Annotated in this window: 16 protein-coding genes; 7 read left to right on the forward strand and 9 right to left on the reverse strand. The window is 68.1% G+C overall.

All coding sequences use genetic code 11. The features are described 5' to 3' along the window. Nucleotides 1-10 precede the first annotated feature (10 nt). Together ACLJO0_RS33545 and ACLJO0_RS33550 are read right to left on the reverse strand one after the other, a co-directional pair. Nucleotides 11-592, reverse strand: a complete 582-nt coding sequence (locus ACLJO0_RS33545; protein WP_410583018.1) for a hypothetical protein — start codon at nucleotides 590-592, stop codon at nucleotides 11-13. Nucleotides 593-721: 129 nt separating this feature from the next. After that, nucleotides 722-3,298 carry an EAL domain-containing protein gene (locus tag ACLJO0_RS33550; protein WP_410583019.1) on the reverse strand — a complete coding sequence of 859 codons (2,577 nt, stop codon included), beginning with the start codon at nucleotides 3,296-3,298 and terminating at the stop codon, nucleotides 722-724. Nucleotides 3,299-3,432: 134 nt separating this feature from the next. Here ACLJO0_RS33550 and ACLJO0_RS33555 point away from each other — a divergent pair, with 134 nt between their 5' ends. The 3 genes from ACLJO0_RS33555 to ACLJO0_RS33565 all read left to right on the forward strand — a co-directional run bounded on the left by ACLJO0_RS33555 (nucleotide 3,433) and on the right by ACLJO0_RS33565 (nucleotide 6,040). Beyond that, on the forward strand, nucleotides 3,433-4,584 hold the full coding sequence (locus ACLJO0_RS33555) for a beta-ketoacyl synthase N-terminal-like domain-containing protein (protein WP_410583021.1): 1,152 nt from the start codon (nucleotides 3,433-3,435) through the stop codon (nucleotides 4,582-4,584). Nucleotides 4,585-4,692: 108 nt separating this feature from the next. Further along, the gene (locus tag ACLJO0_RS33560) at nucleotides 4,693-5,358 is read left to right on the forward strand and encodes a DUF998 domain-containing protein (RefSeq protein WP_410583022.1); all 666 of its coding nucleotides are present in this window, start codon (nucleotides 4,693-4,695) and stop codon (nucleotides 5,356-5,358) included. A 55-nt stretch (nucleotides 5,359-5,413) separates the two neighbouring features. Further along, on the forward strand, nucleotides 5,414-6,040 hold the full coding sequence (locus tag ACLJO0_RS33565; protein ID WP_410583023.1) for an AAA family ATPase: 627 nt from the start codon (nucleotides 5,414-5,416) through the stop codon (nucleotides 6,038-6,040). A 146-nt stretch (nucleotides 6,041-6,186) separates the two neighbouring features. Here the strand turns inward: ACLJO0_RS33565 and ACLJO0_RS33570 are convergent, their stop codons facing one another. The 5 genes from ACLJO0_RS33570 to ACLJO0_RS33590 all read right to left on the reverse strand — a co-directional run bounded on the left by ACLJO0_RS33570 (nucleotide 6,187) and on the right by ACLJO0_RS33590 (nucleotide 12,124). After that, on the reverse strand, nucleotides 6,187-7,341 hold the full coding sequence (locus ACLJO0_RS33570) for a 4-hydroxybenzoate 3-monooxygenase (protein WP_410583025.1): 1,155 nt from the start codon (nucleotides 7,339-7,341) through the stop codon (nucleotides 6,187-6,189). A 72-nt stretch (nucleotides 7,342-7,413) separates the two neighbouring features. Further along, nucleotides 7,414-8,361, reverse strand: coding sequence for a non-homologous end-joining DNA ligase (gene ligD / locus ACLJO0_RS33575; protein WP_410583026.1), 948 nt, complete (start codon nucleotides 8,359-8,361; stop codon nucleotides 7,414-7,416). A gap of 136 nt (nucleotides 8,362-8,497) precedes the next feature. Then, nucleotides 8,498-9,013, reverse strand: a complete 516-nt coding sequence (locus tag ACLJO0_RS33580) for a lytic polysaccharide monooxygenase auxiliary activity family 9 protein (RefSeq protein WP_125789259.1) — start codon at nucleotides 9,011-9,013, stop codon at nucleotides 8,498-8,500. Nucleotides 9,014-9,245: 232 nt separating this feature from the next. After that, complete coding sequence (locus ACLJO0_RS33585) at nucleotides 9,246-11,858, reverse strand: CHAT domain-containing protein (RefSeq protein WP_410583028.1); 2,613 nt, start codon at nucleotides 11,856-11,858, stop codon at nucleotides 9,246-9,248. A gap of 92 nt (nucleotides 11,859-11,950) precedes the next feature. Further along, nucleotides 11,951-12,124: a hypothetical protein gene (locus ACLJO0_RS33590; RefSeq protein ID WP_158633150.1), complete on the reverse strand. Its 174-nt coding sequence runs from the start codon at nucleotides 12,122-12,124 to the stop codon at nucleotides 11,951-11,953. Nucleotides 12,125-12,488: 364 nt separating this feature from the next. Between ACLJO0_RS33590 and ACLJO0_RS33595 the strand changes: the two genes are divergently transcribed. Both ACLJO0_RS33595 and ACLJO0_RS33600 read left to right on the forward strand, forming a co-directional pair. Continuing rightward, nucleotides 12,489-13,100 (forward strand): hypothetical protein, encoded by a 612-nt coding sequence (locus ACLJO0_RS33595; RefSeq protein WP_410583029.1) that lies wholly within the window; start codon nucleotides 12,489-12,491, stop codon nucleotides 13,098-13,100. After that, complete coding sequence (locus ACLJO0_RS33600) at nucleotides 13,039-13,467, forward strand: hypothetical protein (RefSeq protein WP_410583030.1); 429 nt, start codon at nucleotides 13,039-13,041, stop codon at nucleotides 13,465-13,467. Before ACLJO0_RS33595 ends, ACLJO0_RS33600 begins: the two co-directional genes overlap by 62 nt. Before the next feature lie 190 nt (nucleotides 13,468-13,657). On the opposite strand, the gene ACLJO0_RS33605 is transcribed toward ACLJO0_RS33600, so the two are convergent. Continuing rightward, nucleotides 13,658-14,116 carry a hypothetical protein gene (locus tag ACLJO0_RS33605; RefSeq protein WP_410583031.1) on the reverse strand — a complete coding sequence of 153 codons (459 nt, stop codon included), beginning with the start codon at nucleotides 14,114-14,116 and terminating at the stop codon, nucleotides 13,658-13,660. Between the two features lie 155 nt (nucleotides 14,117-14,271). Here ACLJO0_RS33605 and ACLJO0_RS33610 point away from each other — a divergent pair, with 155 nt between their 5' ends. Beyond that, on the forward strand, nucleotides 14,272-15,168 hold the full coding sequence (locus tag ACLJO0_RS33610) for an ABC transporter ATP-binding protein (protein WP_410583033.1): 897 nt from the start codon (nucleotides 14,272-14,274) through the stop codon (nucleotides 15,166-15,168). Next, entirely contained in the window at nucleotides 15,158-15,982 is an 825-nt protein-coding gene (locus ACLJO0_RS33615; protein WP_410583035.1) for an ABC transporter permease, read from the forward strand. Before ACLJO0_RS33610 ends, ACLJO0_RS33615 begins: the two co-directional genes overlap by 11 nt. 60 nt (nucleotides 15,983-16,042) lie before the next feature. On the opposite strand, the gene ACLJO0_RS33620 is transcribed toward ACLJO0_RS33615, so the two are convergent. Then, the gene (locus tag ACLJO0_RS33620) at nucleotides 16,043-16,900 is read right to left on the reverse strand and encodes an oxidoreductase (protein ID WP_410583131.1); all 858 of its coding nucleotides are present in this window, start codon (nucleotides 16,898-16,900) and stop codon (nucleotides 16,043-16,045) included. Nucleotides 16,901-16,965: the final 65 nt, after the last annotated feature.

Raw genomic sequence — 16,965 nt, forward strand, 5'->3', positions numbered from 1 at the left:
AAGGCCAGCCTCAGGAGCGCGAGCCCTGCCCGAACCGCTCCCACTCCCGGTCCCACGCCGCCGCCCGCGCCCGGTTCAGCAGCTGCCGCGCGAGCAGGTACCCCGCCGCCAGCAGCGTCACCGCGATCAGCCACACCCCGACCCCGACGCCGATCCCCGTACTGGTCGCGTCGAGCGGCATCACCGGCGGGTCGACCACGGCGTCGGACTCGTCGAGCCACACCGTCACCGCGTCGCCCGCCGAAGCGCCGAGGTCTGCGGTCACGCGCGCCTCCCGGAAGGTCCCGTCCGATAACGCCCAGCGAGCCGCGACCGAAGCCGTCTCGGCGGACGGAATCCCATCGAGGCCGACGCGTGCCGGCGGAGCGTCTTCGAGCAGGAACGCGGTCGTCGAATGACGCGTGGCCGTTTCGAGAGCCGAGCGCGCCGTCATGGTCGCGTAGGCCTCCGAGCCTGCCGCGGCGGCCAGCGGCACACCGAGCAGCGCGGTCACGACGCCGCCGACGAGGATCGCCGCCTCGATCCGGTCCCAGCCGCGTGCGAGCGGATTCCGGCCGAGGTGGATCCGGCGCCACAGGAAGATCAGCGACACGACGGCCTCCTTCACCGGTCCCCCACCGACAAGGGTGCGCCGGGAAGAGCCGGAGCAACAGGAGGCTTTGGTCCCGTCAGCGGCGAGGAAGGTTCTCACCGGGGACCACGGAAACGGCGGCCGCCCGGTTCACCGCACGACGTGCTCGTACGCGGACTTCAGGGCTTCCACCGGACCCGGCGGCGCCACCAGCGGCCCTTTCGCCCAATCGCAGCCGAGTTCGTGCAGGACCTCCAGTTGCCGCGCGGTCTCGACCCCTTCGGCGACCACCATGAGGTCGACGGCGTGCGCCATCGCCATGATCCCGGCGACGATCGGCTCGGCGTCGCTCGACCGCCCGAGATCGGCGACGAACGACCGGTCGATCTCGACCACGTTCAGATCGAGGCGGCACAGCTGGGCGAGTGACGAATACCCGGCGCCGAACCGTTCCGCGGTCACCCGCACTCCGGTCTTCCGCAGCGTGTCGACGGCGTCGGCCGCGTCCTTCAACGCCGTCTCGTCGACGTCGAGGCTCAGATCCTGCGGCAGCAGCCCCGCGTCTTCCAGGGTTGTCTGAACCACTTGCAGCAACGTGGGATCGCCCAGTTGGCGGACCGACAGGCTCACATTCACATTACAGTGCACACCATGATCGGCACGCCATCGAGAGATCTCGCGGGCGGCCTTGGCGAGGACCTCCGCTCCGATGACCGTCAAAAGATCGCCGTCGTCGGCGATCTCGGCCAATTCCGCCGGATCGATCGGCCCCCGGACCGGGTGATTCCAACAGGACTTCGCCTTCACCGCGACCATGTCACCGGTCCGCAAATCGACGACGGGCTGATAAACGGTCTCGACCAGGCCGTCCGCGACGGCGTTCCGCAGATCCTGCTCCAAGGCGAAACGGTCCTGTACCCGTTTACGCATGATCGGCGCATAGAACGCATAACGGCCGGGCCCGAATGTCTTGGCCTGATACATCGCCAGATCGGCGTCTTCCAGCAATTCGTCGGCACTGCGGGTATCGCCGGGTTCGGCGATCACTATTCCAATACTCGTATTGATATGCAGTTCGCGGCCGTGCACGGTGAGCGATTCGGCGAGCCGTCGCTGAAGGTGATCGGCCAGCGCCCGCACTTCGGCGGCTTCGGTATAACCGGTGGTGATGACCAGGAACTCGTCCCCGCCGAGCCGTCCGACCAGGTCCGAGGCCCCTGCGGCGGCCCTCAGCCGGTCGCCGACGATGCGCAGCACCTGGTCGCCGGCGGTATGACCGAGCGAATCGTTGATGATCTTGAACTTGTCGAGATCGATGAACATCACGGTGGTCGTGCGCGCCGGATCGGCGATCGTGCGGCGCAGGCGGTCGAGCGCGAGCGTGCGGTTCGCGAGCCTGGTCAGCGGGTCGTGGGTGGCCTCATAGGCCAGCCGTTCGCTGATCGCCCGCCGTTCGGTGATGTCGGCGAAGGAGGTCAGCACCGAAGGCACGCTCTGGCCCGGCGCCATCAGCGGACCGGACGTCAGCGAAAGCCACCGGTGCGCGCCGTCGCGCCGCCGGATCTGCAGGACCCGCCCGGTCTCGACCTTCCCGGACCGCCGCACCCGCGCGGACGGCAGGTCGCCGACGGGCACCGGGGCGCCGTATTCGTCGTGCAGCCGCAGCGTCCGGCTCTCCAGGCCGACCAAGGCGCCCGCCGGAACGCCGGCGATCCGGTGCGCGGCGGAGTTCGCCAGTTCGATCCGCCCGCTGGGGCCGACCAGCAGCACCCCCTCGTCGAGCGTTTCGACGACGGTGGCGAATTCGGCCTCGGCCCGGCGCTGCGCCGTCTCGTCGGCGCACAGCAGCACGTAACCGTCGAACATCTCGGCCGCGGAGACGCGTACCGCGAGCGCTGTGCCGTCGGCGCTGAAATGCGTCGCCTGCACGACACCGCCCGCGGCGACGACCTGCCGAGGACTCATCGGCGCGCCGACGATCTCGGCCACCGGGGCACCGATGACCTGGTCGAGGTCGTGTCCGTAGACGGCCTCGGCCGCCGGGTTCCAGCTCGTCACCAGGCCGTCGGGCGAGGTCGCGATGATCGCGTCGCTCGCGTGGCCGACCAGCGCGGCTTGGAACCGCAGGCCCGACTCGGCCGCCTTCTGCGTGGTCAGGTCGCGCATGATCACCTGGTACGCGGGTTTGCCCTCCCAGGTGGTGAGCACCGCCTGCGATTCGACGGTGACACCGCGGCCCTGAAGGGTCCGCAGCGTCATCTCGGTCGGTTCGCTGAACGAGCCGGGCGAGTCCAGCGAACCGATCCGCGCCAGCAGCGCGTCCTGCGAGCCGGCGTCGACCAGATCCGTGATGTGCATCCCGATGATCTCGGTGGACACCTTCGCGCCCACGAAGCGCATGGTGGCCGAGTTTACGAACACGACTTTGCCCCGTTGATGGACACAGATCCCGTATGGGCTCGCCTCGACCATCGTGAGGTATTGCGTTCCCAATGCGCCACCGTCGGACTTTTGCTCCAAAAGGCGGTACCCCTTGCCGAGAAAGGCGAGCGCGGGTTCACCGCGGTGATCCCTCTCGGCGGACAACTCGGTCAGCAGACGGACGAGCGACGCGTGCCGCTCGGTTTTTCCCACCGTGCGGGTCGCGGTGCCGTTCGCTGGCGAGGAATCCTGATCCGAGGGCCGGTGGGTGTCGGGAGTCCCACCGTCGAGATCGTCAGGATCCATCTGATCCAAACCCCCTACTCGACTGATGTAGCTTCCGATTAGATCACTAAATCGACGTAGCCGTCCCCCTCGGCCAGCTGATCGGTGCGGCCATTCCACCCCAGCGTTGACAGAATGTAGTTGAAGGGAAACACGTGCGGAGCAAAACAGACATCTGCGGCATCGGCGCCGTAACCGCCTACGGCTGGGGGCGCGAAGCACTGTGGGAGGGGCTCGCCGGCGGCGTCCCCTGCGCCCAATTCACCGACGGCTTCGGGGAAACGCCGGATCTCCCGGGCTGGGTCGCGCACGTCCCCGAGGGCGGCAAAGCGCGCGACGGCAGCCTGCACGCCCGCGCCCTGCTCGCCGCGGCGCGGGAAGCGATCGCGGACGCCGGCGCGCGGGGCTGGTCGCCAGGACGCCGCGTCGGCGTCATCTCCGGCGGCGTCCGCGAGGACCTGCGAACCTGGGACAGGCTCACGGAACTCGGCGAGCAGCTCATGTACCGGCGCGAGTTCATCGGCATGATGCCCTCGACCCCGATCGCCACGCTGATGTCGGAGTTCGGTTTCCACGGCCCCTCGATGGCCACGTCCGCGATGTGCGCGACCGGCAGCGCCGCGGTGCTGACCGCGAAGATGTGGCTGGACGCGGGAATGGCCGACGACGTGGTGGTGGTCACCACCGATCTGTCCGCGACCAGGCCGATGGTGCGCAACTTCGTGCACTGCGGGGTGGCGATCACCGACGTGCCCCCGCTGGAGGCGTGCCGTCCTTTCCAAGAGGGCACAAGGGGTTTCACCTTCTCCGAGGCCGCGGTCGCGGTGGTGCTGACCCAGCGCAAGACCGACGCGTACGCGACCCTGCGGGGCGGCGCCATGACCCACGAGGCGCACAACGCGATGGCGCTCGACCCCGATCCGGCGAACGCGGTCGCGGCGGTGACCGAGGCGCTGGAGAACTCCGGCGCCGCGCCGTCGGACGTCCGCTACCTGAACGCGCACGGAACGGGTACGAAACTCTGCCACCGTACGGAATCCCAGATCCTCGAAGCGGTCTTTCCCCGTGAGACCGAGATCTACTCGATCAAACCGCTGACCGGGCACAGCCAGTCGGGCAGCGCGCTGACCGAGATCGCGGCGATCTGCCTCGCGGCGGAACGGGATCTGGTGCCGGCGCCGAAACCGGTGGCGGAGGGGCATCCGCAGCTGATGGACGGGCCCTCCCGGCCGGAAGGCGGGCTCACCGTGAAGACGTCGATCGGGATGGGCGGCTACGTCGCGGCTGTCGTTCTGGAGACCAGCTAGCGAGCAATTCGATAACACACGGTCTCAACGTCGTCACGAACCGTCATTTTCCGTGCTCATGTGGTCGATACTCCTCAGTAGCGGAAAGCACTGAGCACGGAGGCGACCATGAGCGCGCGAGCGGCGTCCGACAACCTCGTCCACAACTATCTGTTCTTGCGGCGTGCCATAGGTTTCCTCGGGATCGGACTGCCCTTCGTGCTGATCTTCGGGAAGCTGGTCGTCGACGGCGGCGGCCTGCTCAACTCGATCAGTGGTTACTACTACTCGGGAATGCGCGACGTCTGGGTCGGCGTCATGTGCGCCATCGGCGTCTTCCTGTTGTCCTACCGGGGTTACGGCCGTGTCGACGACATCGCCGGGAACATCGCCGCGGTGGCCGCGGTCGGGGTGGCGCTCTTCCCCACCACCCCGTCGAACGGCGACCGCGCGGACGAGATCATCGGCCTTCTGCACCTCGGTTTCGCCGCGGTCTTCTTCCTCACCTTGGCGTTCTTCTGCATCGTGCTGTTCACCAAGTCGGACAAGGAGATCCCCGGCGCCCGCAAACCGGAACGGAACCGGCTCTACGTCGCCTCGGGCGTGATCATGCTGGTGTGCCTGGCGCTGATCGTGCTGTGCGGCCTCGTCTTCGACGCGGAGACCAGGTCCCTGTACCCGGCGCTGTGGCTGGAGTCGGTGGCGATCCTCGCGTTCGGCGTGGCGTGGCTCACCAAGGGCGGAACGCTGCTGCCGGACAAGGCGGCGGTGCCGGGGACGCGGGTGACGGCCTGACCTGTGCCGATCAAGGTAAAGGAACCTTTATCCTCGGCCGGGTCGTTGAGACCTTATGACCGACCGCATCGCATTCCAGCTCGGCCGCCGCGATCTGCTCGTGGTCGCCGGGATTCCCGGGGCGGGCAAGACCACCCTGCTGTCCCGGGCGGCGACCGGCGCGATACCGGTGCTCGATTCCGACCAGGTCCGCGCGCGCCTGCGCGAACGGCTGACGGCCAAGCTGCCGTACCGGTGCTACCGGCCGCTGGTCCACCTGTGGCATCGCGCGCGGGTCGTCCGGTTCGCGCTGGCCGACGGCGGCCCGCTCATCGTGCACGAGCCGTCGACCCGCGCGACCACCCGCGGGCTGCTGGCCCTGCTCGGCCTGCTGAGCCGCCGTCCCGTCCGGTTGCTGTGGCTCGACGTCGATCCGGAGGCCGCCCGCGCGGGCCAAGTCTCGCGCGGACGGGTCATCCGGCGGCACTCGTTCGCCCGCCACGTCAAGAGGGCCGAGAAGGTACGCCGTGAACTGCGTGCCGGCTGGGTTCCGGCAGGCTGGCACGGCGCGCGGATGGTGACCAGGGAGGTCACCGGGGCGCTGCGGTTCGTCACCGAGGAGGAGCCTGGAAGAGACCGCTCAGGCGACGTCCTGCTCCTCCGCGTCGAGCGGCCCAAGGCACCCGCGGTCCGCGCGGGCTAGCGGTTCCGGTTCGGGCTCCTCCACGGGGCCGGGACGGTTCGGATGCGGGTTCAACGGCGTCCAGCGAATGCGTACCGGCATCGTCGTTCGTCCTTCCACTCCGCGAAGACCCTCTTGCACTGATACGGACGCGACGAGCGATCGGTTCAGATCCCCACGTAGTTCTCGGCGAAGAAGTCTTGGTGCGCACGGGAAACCCGCAGGCTCTCCAGCCGCGCGTCCCGCAGGGCTCGCTGGAAGACCGCCTCGTCGTCGTACCCCGCCGGCCCGTGCAGGAGATTGATCATCCAGAGCGAGAACTCCTGCGCGCGCCAGATCCGCGGCAGACAGTCGGCGGAATACCGCTCGAGTGCCGTCGTGTCGCTCTCGGCGTGGGCTTCGATCAACGCGTCCGCGAGGATCTCGGCCTCCATCAGCGCGAGATTCGCGCCTTTCGCCGCGGCGGGACTGATCAGGCTCGCCGCGTCGCCCGCGAGGAACAGCTTTCCCCGCTGGATCGTGTCCATCACCCGCGAAGCCATGTCGACGATCCGGCGTTCGATGATGGCGCCGCGTTTGAGCTCGCCGTAGCGATCGGCACGCATCCGCAGGTGCAGTTCGTCCCAGATCCGGTCGTCCGGCCAGTTCTCCGGATCCTCGCCGCGCGGGACTTCGAGGTAGTACCGCGTCACCGTCGACGTCCTCGCCATATGTCCGGCGAATCCGCGTTCGTGAATGGCGTAACCGATCGCGGACATGCTCGGCGGCGCTTCGGCGAGGATCGCGAGCCACGAAATGTCGTGGTCCCGCCGGAAGACCCGCGCGGGTACCGATCTCAGCGAGACACCGCGCCTGCCGTCGCAGCCCGCGATGTACTTGGCACGCAACAGAAGATCATCGGCGATGACCGTCGCGTCCATCCCCGACACCGAGGACGCCTCGGTGCCGAACCTGATCTCCCCGCCGCGGGCGAGGAATTCGGCGATCAAGTCGGTGACCAGGAACTGTTGCGGGTAAACGGTGTGCACCTCACCGTTCCCGAGTTCGCTGTACTTGAGCTCGAATTCGGCTTGATCATTTCGGAACGCGCAGGTGTCGTGCCGGACCCCGTTCCGGAGCAGCCCGCCGGCGAGCCCGTTCTCAGTGAGCACACGGACGCTGTTCGCGGCCAGAAACCCCGCCCTGGCCCGGTTTTCGACATGCTCCCGGCTTTGCCGCTCGAGGATCAGGCAGTCGATTCCGGCCGCCCTCAGAAGATTCCCCAGCACCAGTCCGGCCGGACCCGCCCCCACGATCACTACATCGGCATCGATCTTTCCCACGAAAGCCCCCAGTACCTTCGCCCTCCCCCAGCGCGGTCCAAGGTACACAAAACGGGGTGCCGTCGTCGGCGTTCAGTCCTTCTTGGCACGCGAACGTGCCCGGCGTTTCCCTTCGTGCATCGCCACGACTCGCGCGATGGGGATCGTGTGCCCCTGTTCGACGAGATCCGCGGGCAGCGTCTGCGGCGCGGGCATCGACTCGGCCCACGGATCCTTGTCCGCCAGGAGACCGGGCGCCGTGTGGACGGTGAAATCGGCGGGGACCACGTTCTCGAGGTCGTCCCAGGCCACCGGGAACGAAACCGTCAGTCCCGGCCGCAGCCGCGGGCTGTACGCCGCGGCGACCGTGTTGCCGCCCGCCCGCGTCGAATCGAGGAACACCTTTCCCTCGCGGTCTTCCACGATGTACGCGGTCGTCGCGAGGGACGGGTCGACCTGCTCCGCGCGAGCGGAGAGCGCGCGGGTCGCGGCGGCGACGTCTTCGAAACCTTGCCCCGGCGTCAGCGGGACGAAGATGTGCACTCCCTTGGAACCACTGGTCTTCACCGCCCCGGCGAGGCCACAGTCGTCGAGCGCCTGGCGCACCAGCCACGCGGCCTTCACGACGTGCGCGAAATCGTCGCCGGCGGGCGGGTCGAGGTCGAGCACGAGATGGGTCGGGCCCGCGTCGGCGTCCGTGGTCATCAGCGTCGGGTGATATTCGACGGCGCGCTGGTTCGCGAACCACAGCAGGGTGCGGCGGTCGTCGCACAGGGCGTACGACACCTGCCGCTTCGACGTCTCCGCCCAGATCTCGGAGCGCTTCACCCAGTCGGGCGTGTATTTGGGCAGATTCTTCTGCATGAACGGGTCCTGGCCGCGCAGGATGCGGATCACCGAAAGCGGCCGGTGCGCCAAAACGGGGAGGATGCGGTCCGCGACGGCGTCCAGGTAGTCCACCAGGTCGCGTTTCGTCGCGCCCTCGAACAACGGCTGATCGAGATTGGTCAGCTTGACCCCGTCGCGTTCGTCATCGCTCATGGGGTGAGCCTGACATAAAAGCCTCGTGAGCGGTAAGGACGGCTAGAGCCAAGGGTGGTCGTGGAGATGTCGTGAAGGGCCCCTTTGAGACGATGAACGTCTCAAAGGGGCCCTTCACGACACGAGACCCTGGCACCTAGCCGATGTTGGCGTCGATGCAGGCATAGAACGCGTTCGCCGTGTCGTAGACGTTCCAGCGGGCGAGGATCTTGTGCCGCCCGCTCTGCTGCAGGTTCACGCTGTGGGTGACCGTGGCGCCCGGCTGCGCGCCGTTGTCGTTGAAGCTGGCGACCTTGGCGCCGTCGACGAAGTACTCCCACGTGCTGGTGCGGTGGCGAGCCGTCAGCGTCCACCGGAACGTGGTGGTACGGCCGAGGGAATGCACCTTCCAGCCCTTGCTGTCGTCGTTGAGATCCGCGAAACGGCCGACACCGCCGTTACAGCTCATCAGGCCCTTGGGGCCCTCGACGCTTTGCGGTTCCCATTTGATGGAGCCACAGGAAACGGTGTTCTGGGCGCATTGCGCCTGCCTGCTCGCAGGCGAGGAAACGTAACCGTGCGCGTTGGCGGTGCCCGCCGGGATCGCGACCAGCGCCGCCGGCACCATCGCCGCACCCGCCGCCAGGGTCAAAAGCCGTCGTTTGAAGCTCATGCCTACCCCTTTCCCATCTCTGCACCCACCGCCTGCCCGATCGGGAACGTCCGCGGACTCGAGGTTCCTGGGCCACGGAGGGCGAAAACCACTGAAGGTTGGGACACATCCGCCGAAGCGCTGAGCAGGCGAATGTGGTCTAGACCATAATTGGTTCAGACGACTCGGTCAAGAGTAACCAACCGGGCACTTGGAGTCGTGAAGATCGAACAGGGGTTGTCAAGCCGGAAGATCAGCCCGCACCCAAACAGACGAACGGTCGCCGGAACGGATCAACGGCGATGGTGTCCGCCAAGGCCGTCGCCGGCCCGGCCCCTTCGGCCAGTCCGCGGTGGTAGTCGTCCATCGCGGCCGCCGCGGCCTCGTCACCGACTCGGCTCAACGGCGCGATCACCGTCCGCGAACCGCTCGCGAGCAACGCGCTGGCGAAACCGAGCACCTCGTCGCCGGGCCGGATCCGGTTCAACGCCAGTTCGCACGCCGCGAAGACGACTTGCGACGGCGGCTGCGCGAGCCCGGCCATCTCGTGCGCGAAAAGTGTCCCGTCGGCCAGTTCGAGCCGGGAGAACAAGGCGTTCTCTGGCTCGTGCGCGCCGTGCGCGGCGATGTGCGCGAGTTTCGCGCCGTCCAGTGCGCGCAACACCGACGCCACGGTCGCGTCGGGTCCGGCCAAGGTGTGCGCGGCCCGGTAATGCGTGGCGAGTTTGTCCAGCTCACCCCTGTTCCCGACCAGGCCGGGACCGCGGACGAGGACGACTTTCCGCGCGCGCGACACCGCCGAGCGCTCCGCGCCCAGCCACGCCGTCGCCGACGGCGCGACGACGATCGGCCGCGACCGCAGCGCCGGCAGCACTCCCCAGGGGACGGCGAACAACGGTCCGGTCGGCACGACGACAAGGCCCCGGTCACCGAGCAGGTGTTCCAGTGGCCGGATCAGCTGGACGTCGAGTCGTTCGGCCTGTTTCCGCGCCGAGCCGAGCACCGACTGGACCAGTGGAGCGGGCAGCCGATCCGGCGCGAGGGCGTCGAGATCGACGTTCAGCATGCGTGCGGACTCCGCAGCCCGCTCCGCGGAGCCGAGCCGCACCAGTTCGCATCGCCCCTCGACGACGACCATCGCCACCAGGTCGTCCCCCGAGGACGCGAAACTCACCAGCGCGCGCTCGCCAAGCTCGTCGGCGACCTCGGTGAGCCGCGCGATCGGCCGCGGCCTGCCCCAACGCCCCGTATGCCAGCCGAGCCGATGCGCCTCACGCAACCGCTCGGCGTGCTTCGCGCGCAACGCCGACGTCGGATACCCGTCGTGCTGCGCCTGGTGGATGGCCTGATCGAGCCCCCGCACCTCACCGACCCGCTCGGCGAGCTCCGGATCGCTCGCCACAACTGGTTCGTACCGGTAACTTTGCGCGCGCGTCCGCTCGGTCCAGCTGAACAGCCGGGCCGCGTCGGCGCGCTCCAGCACGATCTTGACGGCGAGATCCGCCAGCTCCCTGCCGTGCAACGCCGTCCCGGACACCAGCTCCAGGCCGCCCATCCGGTCGCGGACGCGGTCGAGTTCGGTGAGTCCGGCCCGGATCTCCGCCAGCGCCCTGGTCTTGTCACCCTCGGCCACCGCGAGTTCCGCACGGCAAAGCCTGCGCAACATCCGATAATCGACGGAGGTCAGCCGCCCCGGACGCGGAATCCGTTCGAGCAGCTCGGCGGCACGTTTGCGTTTCCCCTTCCGCAGCTCGACCCGGACGGCCAGCATCCGCGCCAGCGCCGCCTGATCGGCCAGGCGCGGCATCGGCATCGCGTTCGCCGCACGCAACGCGCGCGAGGTCAGGCTGGGCGGGATCTCGTTGGTGCGCAAGGCATCCTGCACGTCGGCGCGAAGGCCGACGATGGTCGCGTTGGCGACACAGGTCTGGCAGCCCCAGCGCAGCGTTCGGCGCCGGGCCGAAGCGGCGTAGGTCCGCGCGAGCTCCAGGTCGTCGGTCATCAGCGCCGCGGACGCGCGGAACAGCTCCACCCCACCCAGATCCCTGGTGATGCTCCGCTGTTCCAGCATCACCGGCAGGATCTCGTCGAGATGGGCCCCGGCCTCCTCGGCGAGGCCCGCCGTCAGCAACGCTTCGGCCCGCTCCCACCTCAGCAGCGACGGAATGTCCAGGTCGAGCGATCGGTAGATCCGCTCGCTCTCGTCGTAGAGCCGCAACGCGGCGGGGACGTTGCCGACGCGGAGTTCCAGCGTGCCCAGCGGGCGGCGGACGTCCGCGGCCTGGACTCGCAGGCCGTTCCGTTCGGCGAGGTCCACGGCGCTGGCGAGGTCCCGCCTGGCCCGGCGGATGTCGCCGAGCCGCGTGTAGGCGAGCCCCCGGGTGGTCAGCGTGCCCAGATACGGGTCGAGCAACGCCGCGGGATCCTTTTCCATCGCGAGGATGGCCTCTTTGTGCGCCAGAGAGGAGTCGAAATACGCCGTGCTTTCCTCGTTCCGCCCCACCGCCATGAGCAGGAGTCCGTAATTGTGGTCGAGCTGGCCACGCAATTCCGCGTAAAGGCGGGGCTCGTCCACCGCTTTGAGCAACAGGCGGACGTCGTCCAGTCCGGCGAGGCCGGAGGCCACGCCTCCGCTGGTCTCGGAGCCCACGGTCGCGATACTGGAGGCGAGCCGGATCCGGGTGGCCAGCCAGTCGTGCCGCATCCGTTCGGCGACCGGATGGACCGAATCGAGTAAGGCCATCCCCCGGCGGAGCAGGAGAATGCCTTCGCGCTGGCGGGCCGAACACGCGGCATCGATGCCGGCGCGCTGGAGTTCGCGCGCCTTGCGAATGACCTCGCCCTGATCGAGCTGTGTTACCACCACTGTTCTATGACAGCACACTCCGTAGCCGAGAGTCGCCCGCCACCGGTTCGAACCCGGGTGACGGGCGAAACCTCTTCAGCCAGGAGCGCTGGTCAGGGAGTGGGCGGCGGCGTCTGGGCGCATCCGCCGGGGCAGTCCCGGACTCGCTCGTTCTGATGCACGCAGTCCGCGGTGTGCTGATGTTCTCCCTGGTCGGGCTGGGGCTGAGCCGGGTCGAGCGGCTCCTCCTCGCCGATGGGGTCCTTGACGTCCGTAGGCGTGGACATGTGATCTCCTCCCCTGATGATCTTTCTTTGTCGTACCAGGCAGCCCCATTACGGCGGCCCCCTCTGTTCGCAGGCCCTCTTCCTGCGAACGGGGCAATAGTGCCACAACGGAGCAGTGATCGGGAGCTTTTACCTACACTGAGTCATCGGCGGCACCCATAAGAGGGACGCCTGGTTAGCAAGCCTTACGACTTCTGCCGAATGGCCCAACAAGGCTCGCGCCGCCTTCCGAACCGGCGACATTTCACTGCGCCATCTGGCCTAAGATCCAAAACTTCTTGTGCCACAAGGGTTTTCGTCCGAGAAAGCGGGGGAACCCATGGCCCGTCGGGGGTTGACCGGCAGAATTCCGGAGGAGATAACGATGCCCACGTGGTTGGTCATCATCATCGTCATCGCCGCGATCCTGGTGCTGGGAGCGGTGATCTGGTTCGTCATCGCGGGACAGCGCAAGCGTCGCTTGCAGGAGACGTTCGGACCCGAATACGACCGGGCCGTCAAGGAACACGAAAACCCACGAGAAGCGGAACGTGAGCTCTCGTCGCGGGTGAAACGCCATTCGGATCTCGACATCCGCCCGCTGCCCCAGTCCACAAAGGACCGATACGCGCAGGAATGGGCGCTGATCCAGGAACAGTTCGTCGACCGCCCGTCCGGCGCCGTCGTCGAGGCGGACCGGGTACTGGTCTCCTTGATGGCCGAGCGCGGCTACCCGACCGAGGGCTACGACCAGCAGGTCGCGGATCTGTCCGTCCGGCACGCGAACGCGTTGCGGCACTACCGCGCCGGGCACGACACGCTGGAACGCCATCGGGAATCGGAGATGTCCACAGAGGACATGCGTGAAGCGATGAAGCACTACCGCGAAGTGTTCGAAGATCTGTTGACAGACGCCGGCGAAGGAGCGGAAAGCCATGGAAAGCAGGCCACTGGAAACCGAGGGAACGGAACGGCCCGACGAGGAACGGATCGCTGACGGCCGCGACGGCGACACCGGGCAGGCCTTGAGCACCGAGGACCTGGTGGCCACCGATCCCGGACGCACCAACGATTCCGGACGCACCACCGAGGACGAGGCGCAGACGTTGTTCGACAACGTCGACGTGGACCGGTTCCGCGAAAGCTGGCAGGACATCCAGACGGCCTTTGTGGACGATCCGCGGCGGGCGGTCAAGGAGGCCGACGAACTCGTCGCCGTCGTGATCCAGAACCTGGCCACGACCTTCGCGGACCACAAGAAGGAACTGGAATCGGCGTGGAGCCAGGGTGAACCGGCCACCGAAGACCTCCGGATCGCGCTGCGGCGTTACCGTTCGTTCTTCAATCAGTTGCTGAGCGCGTAGGCAAAAGCTCGTGAGCGGGGCCGGTGGTGAGGTGAAGGCGTCCTTCGCTGCGTCCGATGCAGTGAAAGACGCCTTCGCCACGCCGGTGCCATCGCTGAAACCCATGGTCGAGATGCGTCGCGAGCGAACCCCCGCGGCCCGACACCTTTGCGCTACCCCTCAATAGAACCGTCCGTACCACTCACGAGCCTTACGCGCCGGTGGTCGACCCGGGCCGCACGATCATCAATACCGTCACCACGACCCAGAGCAGATTGAACATCCCGGTGTACATCGCCACCCGCCCTGCGGTGAGCGGCTCCGAGGGCGGCTCGGCGTCCAGTGCGGTGAGGATCGCGTTCTGCCCCGGCAGGACCAGCAACGCCAGCACCCCGGCGGCCGCGGCGGTGAGCACGATCGACACGATCACCCACAGGTCGCCGAAGACCCGCATGCTGCCCGCCGTCGCCAGCCCGAAGAACGGCACCGCCACCCCGAAGACGGCGTAGACGCGGCAGATCCGGTTGAGCGCGCGCAGCACCGACAGTCCGGAACCCGGTTCGGCGAAGGCCTTCCGCGCGGCGGCGGGGAACATGCTCGCCGCGACGGTGACCGGACCGACCGCGATGACGGCGGCGAGCACGTGGAGAATCAAGAGGACTTTGGACACGCGACCGAGCCTATGATCGTCAACCCGGCCTCCGATAGCGGTGTTTTCGACGGATATCACAGGATTCCGGCCACGCACTACGTCCGATGACGTACGCCGGGTGCCGCCTGGGAACGGATGTGCCGAGGGCCTCCCGCAGGACACCATTCGTCACCATGAACCTTCCCGTGGACACCGACGAACTCACGAAACGGTACGGCGAGCATCTCGCTGTCGACCGGATGAAACTGACCGTCCTGCCCGGCGAGATCTACGGCTTCCTCGGCCCGAACGGCGCGGGCAAGACGACGACGTTGCGGATGCTGCTGGGTCTCGTCCGGCCGACCTCCGGCAGCGTGCGGCTGTTCGGCAGGCCGCCCGGCGATCTGGACGGGGTCGGCGCGCTGATCGAATCGCCCGGCTTCTACCCGTACCTGTCCGGTTCGGACAATCTCAAGGTGCTGGCCCGGTACAGCGGAACTGATCCGCTTCGCGTCGGCGAGGTACTCGCGATGGTCGACCTCGCCGATCGCGGCAAGGACCGGTACTCGACCTACTCCCTCGGCATGAAGCAGCGGCTGGGTGTCGCGGCGGCACTGCTGAAGGATCCGCGGCTGCTGATCCTCGACGAGCCGACCAACGGGCTGGACCCGGCAGGGATGGCCGACATGCGCGTGCTGATCCGGCGGCTCGGTGCGGAAGGCTGCACCGTGCTGCTGTCGAGTCATCTGCTGGGCGAGGTCCAGCAGATCTGCGACCGCGTCGGCGTCGTCTCGCGCGGACGGCTGGTCGCGGAGAACACCGTCGCCGAACTCCGCGGCGGCACGGTGCTGCACATCGAGACCGACGAGAACCTGCGCGCCGCCGATCTGGTGCGGCGCCGGATCGGCGCGGAGAACGTACGCGCGAGCGGGACAGGGCTCGATCTGACCGTGGACCCGGAACGCGCGTCGTGGCTGAACCGCGAACTCGTCACGGAAGGGATCGCGGTGCGCGAACTGCACGTCCGCGAACGCGATCTGGAACAGGTTTTCTTCGAACTCACCGGAGAGGTGGCGGACCATGTGGGGTAGCTGCAGCGCCGAGCTGGCGAAACTCGTCCGGCGTCCGGCGAACTGGTTCATGCTGGGGATCGCGGTCGTGCTCGGCCTGACCTTCACCTATCTGCTGCCGCTCGCGGGCGCGGCGGGTTCGTCGAGCGGGGCGCCGGGTACGGATCGCGGGCTGGCCGCGACGGCGCCGTCGAATCTGGTCGGCAACGCGATCGGCGGGCTGCCGGTGTTCCTCGGGGCGATCCTGCTGGTGCTCGGCGTGCTGGCCGTCGGCACCGAATACGGCTGGGGCACGTGGAAGACCGTGCTGACACAAGGACCTTCGCGTCTGACCGTCTACAGTGGAAAGTTGTTCGCGCTGGCCGTCGCGTCACTGACCATCGTGCTGACGAGCTTCGCCACCGGCGCGGTCACGAGCGCGCTCATCGCCTCCTCCGAAGGCGAACCGATGAACTGGCCGTCGTTCGGTGAGATCGTCACCGGGATCGGCGCGGGCTGGCTGATCGCGATGACCTGGGCGGCTCTCGGCGCGGCGCTCGCCATCGCGATGCGCGGGGTGGCGCTGCCGATCGGGCTCGGCCTGGTGTGGCTGCTGGTGGTCCAGAACCTGCTGTTCGGCGTCGCGGCCCCGCTGGTGGACTGGGTCGGCACGCTCCAGCTGGCGCTGCCGGGGGCCAACGCCGGTTCGCTGGCCGCGTCGCTCGGCGCTTCGGGCGCGACGCCGGGGATCGGGGAACTCGTCGGCGTCTCCCAGGCGACGCTGGTGGTGGCCGGCTATCTGGTGGTCTTCGCCGGTCTCGGCGGCTGGCTGCTGCGGCGCCGGGATGTCCTCTGAAAGGTCCGTGAAGGCCTCCTTCCCTACCTTGAGGGTAGTGAAGGAGGCCCTCACTACCCGCTAGGCGAGCGCGTCGAGGTCGGCGATGACGTCCGCGGGCAGTTCCAGCTTCGCGGCGGCGACGTTCTCGCGCAGGTGCTGCAGCGAGGACGTCCCCGGGATCAGCAGGATGTTCGGCGACCGCTGCAGCAGCCACGCGAGCGCGACCTGCATCGGCGTCGCGTCGACCCGGCGGGCGCAGTCGTCGAGAACACCGGACTGCAACGGCGTGAACCCGCCGAGCGGGAAGTACGGCACGAACGGGACGCTGATCGCCGCGAGGGCGTCGAGCAGGCCGTCGTTGGCGCGGTTCGCGACGTTGTACTCGTTCTGCACGCAGACGACCGGCGCGATGGCGCGGGCCTCCTTGACCTGCTCCGCTGAGACGTGGCTCAGGCCGAGGTGCCGGATCAGGCCCTGCTGTCGCAGCTCGGCCAGCACCTCGAACGGCTCCGTGATCGAGACCGGGATCGGGAAGACGCCGTGCTCCCCCGCGAGCCGCAGGTTGACGACGTCGAGCACGTCGACGCCGAGGTTGCGCAGGTTGTCGTGGACCGCGGAGGTCAGTTCCTCCCGCGAGAGCGCCGAAGGCCACCCCTTGTCCGGAGTTCGCTTCGCACCGACCTTCGTGACGATGTGCAGCTCGTCCGGGTACGGGTGCAATGCCTCGCGGATCAGCTCGTTGGTCGTGTGCGGGCCGTAGAAGTCGCTGGTGTCGATATGGGTCACGCCCAGCTCGACCGCCTCGCGGAGGACGGCGATCGCGGTTTCGCGGTCGCTCGGCGGCCCCCAGATGCCGGGGCCGGACAGCCGCATGGCGCCGTAGCCCATCCGGCTCACCGTGAGATCGCCGAGGGTGAGGGTGCCGCCTGGGCTCATGGTCGCTCCTTGTGCAAGTGGTGTCCGGCTCACCTTATGCAGGTCCGGGCGCCCCGGCGCGTGCG

Source organism: Amycolatopsis sp. lyj-108, from assembly GCF_046549005.1.
GTDB lineage: Bacteria > Actinomycetota > Actinomycetes > Mycobacteriales > Pseudonocardiaceae > Amycolatopsis.

Bases quoted from the DNA above. Each gene is read 5' to 3' on its own strand.
- ACLJO0_RS33550 (WP_410583019.1), bottom strand. From the start codon at position 3,298: ATGGATCCTGACGATCTCGACGGTGGGACTCCCGACACCCACCGGCCC.
- ACLJO0_RS33560 (WP_410583022.1), top strand. From the start codon at position 4,693: ATGAGCGCGCGAGCGGCGTCCGACAACCTCGTCCACAACTATCTGTTC.
- ACLJO0_RS33565 (WP_410583023.1), top strand. From the start codon at position 5,414: ATGACCGACCGCATCGCATTCCAGCTCGGCCGCCGCGATCTGCTCGTG.
- ligD (WP_410583026.1), bottom strand. From the start codon at position 8,361: ATGAGCGATGACGAACGCGACGGGGTCAAGCTGACCAATCTCGATCAG.
- ACLJO0_RS33580 (WP_125789259.1), bottom strand. From the start codon at position 9,013: ATGAGCTTCAAACGACGGCTTTTGACCCTGGCGGCGGGTGCGGCGATG.
- ACLJO0_RS33590 (WP_158633150.1), bottom strand. From the start codon at position 12,124: ATGTCCACGCCTACGGACGTCAAGGACCCCATCGGCGAGGAGGAGCCG.
- ACLJO0_RS33595 (WP_410583029.1), top strand. From the start codon at position 12,489: ATGCCCACGTGGTTGGTCATCATCATCGTCATCGCCGCGATCCTGGTG.
- ACLJO0_RS33600 (WP_410583030.1), top strand. From the start codon at position 13,039: ATGGAAAGCAGGCCACTGGAAACCGAGGGAACGGAACGGCCCGACGAG.
- ACLJO0_RS33610 (WP_410583033.1), top strand. From the start codon at position 14,272: ATGAACCTTCCCGTGGACACCGACGAACTCACGAAACGGTACGGCGAG.
- ACLJO0_RS33615 (WP_410583035.1), top strand. From the start codon at position 15,158: ATGTGGGGTAGCTGCAGCGCCGAGCTGGCGAAACTCGTCCGGCGTCCG.
- ACLJO0_RS33620 (WP_410583131.1), bottom strand. From the start codon at position 16,900: ATGAGCCCAGGCGGCACCCTCACCCTCGGCGATCTCACGGTGAGCCGG.